The sequence below is a fragment of the Gordonia sp. NPDC003376 genome (assembly GCF_053589235.1).
Window position 1 is genome coordinate 1 of sequence record NZ_JBSFRM010000058.1, and the last position, 2,434, is coordinate 2,434.

General features: G+C 53.7%; 2 protein-coding genes and 1 pseudogene. All 3 read left to right on the forward strand.

All coding sequences use genetic code 11. The annotated features are described in order from the left end of the window. Window positions 1–189, forward strand: a pseudogene (locus ACWDUA_RS25515) (hypothetical protein); the annotation flags it as partial. Further along, window positions 182–982 (forward strand): FRG domain-containing protein, encoded by an 801-nt coding sequence (locus ACWDUA_RS25520; protein ID WP_449753816.1) that lies wholly within the window; start codon window positions 182–184, stop codon window positions 980–982. The pseudogene ACWDUA_RS25515 and the gene ACWDUA_RS25520, both read left to right, overlap by 8 nt. After that, on the forward strand, window positions 979–2,091 hold the full coding sequence (locus tag ACWDUA_RS25525) for a DUF262 domain-containing protein (protein WP_449753817.1): 1,113 nt from the start codon (window positions 979–981) through the stop codon (window positions 2,089–2,091). The genes ACWDUA_RS25520 and ACWDUA_RS25525 overlap by 4 nt, the downstream gene beginning before the upstream one ends. Window positions 2,092–2,434: the final 343 nt, after the last annotated feature.

Sequence of the window (2,434 nt, forward strand, 5' to 3'; positions counted from 1 at the left end):
CACGTCGCCGACGAGATCGCTCGCAGTGATCAACTCCGGGCAGTGGCACCAAACCAACTGCCCCGAACGGTCGCCTATCTCTATGACTACGTGAATGCCGGTGTCGAGAACATATTGATGTTGGAACTATTTGCACGGCATCGGGTCTCAGGCCGAAGCTATAGAGCATATGCTGCAATGCGTGTCTGAAGTCCCATGCGTCGAGTTCGTCGACATCCCTGACCTGGTTCGCAAGGTCACCGAGCTAACCCCGGTAAAGAGGTTCTGGTTTCGCGGACAAGGTTGTGCAGGTCGGCATCTATCACCTTCTCTGTGGCGTCGGCTGGAGGCATCGTCGAGCGGGCAGCCGCCTGATGCGAAGCAGGTGCTGGACGCCGAGATCCGACTACTGACCAGATTTCGCCAGCGAAGTCTCCCGTACTGGCCGGCGGGGTACCCGCAGAGCAATTGGGAACACTTGTTCACGATGCAGCACTACGGGATACCTACCCGCCTGCTCGACTGGACGACAAGCCTGCTTATGTCCGTGTTCTTCTCGCTCGAACACGATGTAAATCGGTGTGAATGTGGCACCAAGGCTTGTCTACCCACTATCTGGCTCCTGGACCCTGTGAGGCTAAATCGAACCAACCCACGACTTGACGGCCTCCCCGTGGGTGTTCTAGCGACGAGTGATAAGCATGCGGAAAGCTGGGAACCAGGTGTTGACGAGACCCTTTTTGCACCTGCGCCAGTAGCGCTCCACGGAACCCATAATAGTGAACGTATAGCAGCGCAGGCTGGCGCGTTCACCGTGGCAGGCAAGACCGTCAAGCCGCTCGAACAAGTAATTACAGGTACCGAAACCCTTACGAAGTTTGTTGCGACAGGTAGCCGGGACTCGATCAAAGAACAACTGCGCCTGCTAGGAGTTTCGCGGTCTTCGGCGTACCCCGGACTGGCCGAGTTAGCGCACGATATTACGGAAGAGGAGCTTGGATGAGCGATCTCGAGAGTCAAATTTCATCTGCCAGACGAGAGGTGTCGGCTGACACAATTAGTATGTCTGTCAGTGAAATAACCAACCTCTTCAAAGAAGGGGTGTTGATAATTCGCCCAGAGTTTCAGAGGCTCTTCCGGTGGTCCACTGAGCAGAAAAGCAGACTCGTTGAGAGTATTTTGTTAGGTATTCCGATTCCTTCTGTATTCGTGTCGCAAGACGCCGATGGGAAGTGGGAGCTTGTTGATGGTCTCCAGAGGATTAGTACGGTCCTTGAGCTTCAGGGTCTACTTCCAGGAGATGAAGGCCCCCGACCCCCGCTTGAACTCATGGCCACTACATATTTGCCCGATCTCGACGGTCGGACATGGGGGGCGGACGCGAGTTCGAACGGTCTTTCGGCAGCCCAGATGTTAGACATCAGGTTGGCGCGGCTTGACCTAAGGGTGATTAAGCGCAGCTCCGACCCGAAGGCTAAGTTCGATCTATTTCAGCGGCTGAATAGTTATGGGTCCACGCTGACACCTCAGGAAATTAGAACAGCCCTGATCGCTGGCGTTAACTCTCAAATGCTCAGCTGGCTCCATGATCTCAGTCAGCATGATGCATTTGTTCAGTCACTCTCCCTTGGGGACAGATTATTGGATGAGCAATTCGACTTGGAGCTAGTTCTGCGTTTTCTAATGCTTCACAATCGAGAGATCGAAGGGAAGCGCGGCGGCCTGGGCGGGTTTCCTACGAAGCTAGATAACTGGGCAATAGACTTTGCGGGCGATTTCCCTGGTTCGTCTAGAGAACTTGAAACTACTTTCAAAAAGACGTTCGATGTAATTTATCAAACAGACTCTCCGGAGAGTGTATTTAAGAAATGGGATTCGGAGCGAGAATCATTCCGCGGAGGATTCTCCAGTACTTCGTTCGAGGCAATAGCACTTGGAATAGGTTTTCATATTGCAAATAGGTCGGCATTTCGCTCGGATATAGAGACTGCCGCGAAAGAGCTTTGGTCGGCCGTTATTCCTGACGAGCTTGGTACCACTACCGGTTTAGCTACTGGTGACAGATTCGCCAAAACGATACCTATCGGTCGTAAGCTCATGGCGAGTTTCTAGAGGGACGCGCGGATGGGTAATCTACCCACCCTACATTCGAGGCCTGCGATAACCAGGAGGACGTTGGATTGTGCTGTAGGCGAAGGGTGTTTAAGTGATCGGTGGTGGAGCGGCTTCGGAGTCTCGGGTTTGTGTCATCCAGTCTCATCTAGGGTGTCAAAGTCCCAACTGCGTTGTCATCCGACAACCACGGTCAGGACCAGGAGGAGTGGCGAGGTGATGCATCTGATGATGTATGCAGTGTTTAACTAGGGCGTGTCTCCCAACCGTTGCAACCAGTTGAGGATGGCGTTGAGAGTCACCCCGGCCCGGTAGGTGATGGCGAGTTTGTCGTAGCGGGTGG

Coding starts and splice junctions, on each gene's coding strand:
- ACWDUA_RS25525 (WP_449753817.1), top strand. CDS start 979: ATGAGCGATCTCGAGAGTCAAATTTCATCTGCCAGACGAGAGGTGTCG.